This window comes from Polaromonas sp. P3_C2 (genome assembly GCF_056402675.1).
In genome coordinates, this window is the sequence record NZ_JBFUGX010000370.1 from 1 (window position 1) to 4189 (window position 4189).

Here is a 4189-nt window from a genome sequence, read left to right on the forward strand (position 1 = left end):
GGTTATGTGGCCGGCACCCTGTTCGGGGTGTTGATGCTCGGCATCATCCAGACCCTGATCTCTTTTGACGGCTCTTTGAGTTCCTGGTGGACGCGCATTGTCGTCGGCGTGTTGCTGTTTGTTTTTTGCCTCCTGCAACGGCTGCTGGCAAATCGCACACCCAAATCTTCCTGAAACCTTAATGGCCAGACCATCATGACAAGCACCAAACGAAAACTACGTTCCACCGAGTGGTTCGGCACGGCCGACAAAAACGGCTTCATGTACCGCAGCTGGATGAAGAACCAGGGCATTCCCGACCATGAGTTCGACGGCCGCCCCATCATCGGCATCTGCAATACCTGGTCGGAGCTCACGCCTTGCAATGCCCACTTCCGCAAGATCGCCGAGCATGTGAAGCGCGGCATTTCAGAGGCGGGTGGCTTTCCGGTCGAGTTCCCGGTGTTCTCGAACGGCGAGTCGAACCTGCGGCCCACCGCCATGCTCACACGCAACCTTGCCAGCATGGACGTGGAAGAAGCGATTCGCGGCAATCCCATCGACGCCGTGGTGCTGCTCACCGGTTGCGACAAGACCACGCCCGCACTGCTGATGGGTGCTGCAAGTTGCGACATTCCGGCCATCGTGGTGACCGGCGGGCCCATGCTAAACGGCAAGCTTGAAGGCAAAAACATCGGCTCGGGGACGGCAGTGTGGCAGCTGCACGAGTCGCTGAAAGCGGGCGAAATCCAGCTGCACCAGTTCCTGGCGGCCGAGGGCGGCATGTCGCGTTCGGCCGGCACCTGCAACACCATGGGAACAGCCTCCACCATGGCCTGCATGGCCGAAGCGCTGGGTACTTCGCTGCCGCACAACGCCGCCATTCCCGCGGTGGATGCACGCCGCTATGTGCTGGCGCAAATGTCGGGCGCGCGGGCTGTCGAGATGGCGCGCGAAGGCCTCACGCTGTCGAAAATCCTCACACGCGAAGCCTTCGAAAATGCGATTCGCGTCAACGCCGCCATTGGCGGCTCCACCAACGCAGTGATTCACCTCAAGGCGATTGCGGGCCGTATTGGTGTGCAGCTGGACCTGGAAGACTGGACGCGTATTGGCCGCAACACGCCCACCCTCGTTGACCTGCAGCCTTCCGGCCGTTTCCTGATGGAAGAGTTCTACTACGCCGGCGGCCTGCCCGCCGTGTTGCGCCGTCTGGGTGAAAACAGCTTGCTGCCGCATCCCAATGCGCTCACCGTCAATGGCCGGTCGATATGGGACAACGTGCGCGAGGCGCCGCAGTACAACGACGAGGTGATCCGCCCCCTCGACAACCCCTTGATCGCCGACGGCGGTATCTGCATCCTGCGCGGCAACCTGGCGCCGCGCGGCGCCGTGCTCAAGCCCTCTGCGGCCTCGCCCGAACTGCTCAAGCACCGCGGCCGCGCGGTCGTATTCGAGAACCTCGAGCACTACAAGGAGCGCATCGTCGACGAGAACCTCGACATCGATGCCAGCTGCGTGATGGTGATGAAGAACTGCGGCCCCAAGGGCTACCCCGGCATGGCCGAAGTCGGCAACATGGGCCTGCCGCCCAAGCTGCTGCGCCAGGGCGTCAAGGACATGGTGCGCATCTCGGACGCACGCATGAGCGGCACCGCTTACGGCACCGTTGTGCTGCATGTGGCGCCAGAAGCGGCGGCCGGCGGGCCGCTGGCCGCGGTACGCGACGGCGACTGGATCGAGCTCGACTGCGATGCGGGCCGCCTGCACCTGGACATCAGCGATGCCGAACTGGCTGAACGCCTTGCCGCCCTGCAGAAGGCCCCTGCAGGCATGCGTGGCGGCTACCAGCGCCTGTATGTCGACCACGTGCTGCAAGCCGACGAGGGTTGCGACTTCGATTTTCTGGTCGGCTGCCGCGGCTCCGAAGTTCCCCGGCACTCCCATTAAATCGCGCAAGCAGTGAATTACTGAACTTTATTCAACCTGATCCAGTCCCCATGAACACGCTCCGCCAGCCGCGTTACCGCGGTATCTTCCCCGTTGCCCCCACCACGTTCACCGAAACCGGCGAGCTTGACCTTGAAAGCCAGAAGCGCTGCATCGACTTCATGATCGACGCCGGCTCAGACGGCATCTGCATCCTGGCCAACTTCTCCGAGCAATTCGTGCTTTCGGACGAAGAGCGTGAAACCCTGACCCGTACCGTCCTCGAACATGTGGCCGGCCGCGTGCCGGTGATCGTGACCACCACCCACTACGGCACGAAGGTTTGCGCCGAACGCAGCCGCCGGGCGCAGGACATGGGCGCCGCCATGCTGATGGTCATGCCGCCGTATCACGGGGCTACCTTTCGCGTGAGCGAGCCGCAGATTTACGAGTTTTATGCGCGGCTGTCGGATGCGGTCAACATTCCCATCATGATCCAGGATGCGCCCGCCAGCGGCACTGTGCTTTCAGCCTGCTTCCTCGCGCGTATGGCCCGTGAGATTGAACACGTCGCCTATTTCAAGATCGAAACCGCCGGTGCAGCCTCCAAACTGCGCGAACTGATCCGTTTGGGAGGTGACTCGGTGGAAGGGCCATGGGACGGCGAAGAGGCCATCACGCTGTTGCCCGACCTCGATGCCGGCGCCACCGGCTCCATGACCGGCGGCGGCTACCCCGACGGCATTCGTCCGATCATCGAGGCGCACCGCGCCGGCGACCATGACAAGGCCTATGCCCTTTACCAGCAATGGCTGCCGCTGATCAATTATGAAAACCGCCAGGCGGGGCTGCTGGCCGCCAAGACCTTGATGAAGGAAGGCGGCGTGATCGCCTGCGAAGCACCGCGTCATCCTTTTCCGGCCATGCACCCGGACACGCGCGCCGGGCTGCTGGCAACCGCCAGCCGGCTTGATCCGCTTGTGCTGCGCTGGGGGCGGTAAGCAGGGCACGCCGCGGGGTAATGCCCCGCACATTGCTCCTTTTTTGATAGCTTCTCGCGCCCACCGGTTAACGGCTCCAGGCGTTTTATGCCTTGGGCGACGTTCCGGAGCCGATCTGACGCGCGAGATGCACCTGGTGCAGCGTTATTTTCCGCACCTCGGCCTGGCTGGTTTCGATATGGGCGCGCAGCAGCATGGCGGCCTGGTCGCCACGCTTGGCGCGCACCGCCTTGAGAATCTTGGCGTGCTCTTCATAGGTCGCGTCAATGCGCGGCTGCTTGATGAAGTCAAGCCGGCGAATGATGCGGATGCGGTCAGTCACATCGCGGTGCACCCGGGCCATTTCGGCATTGCCGGCGGCCGCCACCAGCGCACAATGAAACGCCTCGTCCCACTGTGCAACCTGCACCATGTCGGTACTGCGTTGAGCTAGCGGCGCCAGCCAGATGGCCGCCAGTTCATCGAGTAGCGCCGTGTCCACCGTCTGGCTGCCGCTGCACAGGCGCTGCACGGCCGTGGTTTCCAGCACCATGCGCAGATCGTAGAGCTGCTCGAACTTGTCGAAATCAAAGGGCAGCACGCGCCAGCCACTGCGAAACAGCACCTCGACGAATCCCTCCTGCTGCAGGCGAAACAGGGCCTGGCGCACCGGTGTACGCGAGACACCCAGGCGCTCGCTGACCTCGCTTTCGGTGAAGYGGTCGCCGGGCACCAGCTTGAATTCGGCGATGTCGCGCTTGAGTTCGGCATAGGCTTGCTCGGCGCGCGAATGAAAGGCGCTGCCGGCAACAGGCGGGGCGGCGTGCGTGCGGCTCATGCCAGCAGACTCACGTGGGCGGCTACCACACGCCAGCCATCCCGCGTGCGCAACCAGGTCTGGCTTTGGCGCCCGGTCCTGTCGCTACCTACACGTGCAAACTCTGTGTTGGCCGTGGCGAAGTCGCGTCCGTATGTTGTGATGACTGTGGCGCGCAAGGTACGCGCGAGCCCTTGTGGGGAGCGCCCCGCGCGAAAAGCACGGATGGCGTCATAGCCGTGGAGGTTCTCGGTGACGCCGTAGCGCAGGGTGTGCTCGCTGTTCCAGAACAGCTCGTCGAGCACTTCCACGTTGTTGTTGACCAGTGCATCTTCGTAGCGAAAAAATGCGGCAGTCACTTCGGCATGAACGTCGGGCAGGTTGATGGCATGGATCATGATTTACCGATTGTCAGCGAAGCCAGCGAAGCCAGCGAAGCCAGCGAAGCCAGCGGAGCGCGGGCGATGCCGGCTGCCTCCAGCAC

At 63.2% G+C, this 4189-nt stretch carries 4 protein-coding genes and 1 pseudogene; 3 read left to right on the plus strand and 2 right to left on the minus strand.

The window, feature by feature from the left end:
* From AC1DWI_RS15225 to AC1DWI_RS15235, 3 genes and pseudogenes are all read left to right on the plus strand, one after another.
* Positions 1-174: pseudogene (locus AC1DWI_RS15225) on the plus strand (sugar ABC transporter permease YjfF); the annotation flags it as partial.
* 21 nt (positions 175-195) lie between these two features.
* Positions 196-1929: an IlvD/Edd family dehydratase gene (locus AC1DWI_RS15230; protein WP_457282341.1), complete on the plus strand. Its 1734-nt coding sequence runs from the start codon at positions 196-198 to the stop codon at positions 1927-1929.
* 50 nt (positions 1930-1979) lie between these two features.
* Positions 1980-2909 carry a dihydrodipicolinate synthase family protein gene (locus AC1DWI_RS15235; RefSeq protein WP_477670689.1) on the plus strand — a complete coding sequence of 310 codons (930 nt, stop codon included), beginning with the start codon at positions 1980-1982 and terminating at the stop codon, positions 2907-2909.
* A gap of 85 nt (positions 2910-2994) precedes the next feature.
* On the opposite strand, the gene AC1DWI_RS15240 is transcribed toward AC1DWI_RS15235, so the two are convergent.
* Together AC1DWI_RS15240 and hpxZ are read right to left on the minus strand one after the other, a co-directional pair.
* Positions 2995-3726 carry a GntR family transcriptional regulator gene (locus tag AC1DWI_RS15240; RefSeq protein WP_477725131.1) on the minus strand — a complete coding sequence of 244 codons (732 nt, stop codon included), beginning with the start codon at positions 3724-3726 and terminating at the stop codon, positions 2995-2997.
* The gene (hpxZ, locus tag AC1DWI_RS15245) at positions 3723-4103 is read right to left on the minus strand and encodes an oxalurate catabolism protein HpxZ (protein ID WP_477670691.1); all 381 of its coding nucleotides are present in this window, start codon (positions 4101-4103) and stop codon (positions 3723-3725) included. The genes AC1DWI_RS15240 and hpxZ overlap by 4 nt, the downstream gene beginning before the upstream one ends.
* Positions 4104-4189: the final 86 nt, after the last annotated feature.

Excerpts from the sequence above, each read along its gene's own strand:
- AC1DWI_RS15230 (WP_457282341.1), top strand. The coding sequence starts at position 196 with ATGACAAGCACCAAACGAAAACTACGTTCCACCGAGTGGTTCGGCACG.
- AC1DWI_RS15235 (WP_477670689.1), top strand. The coding sequence starts at position 1,980 with ATGAACACGCTCCGCCAGCCGCGTTACCGCGGTATCTTCCCCGTTGCC.
- hpxZ (WP_477670691.1), bottom strand. The coding sequence starts at position 4,103 with ATGATCCATGCCATCAACCTGCCCGACGTTCATGCCGAAGTGACTGCC.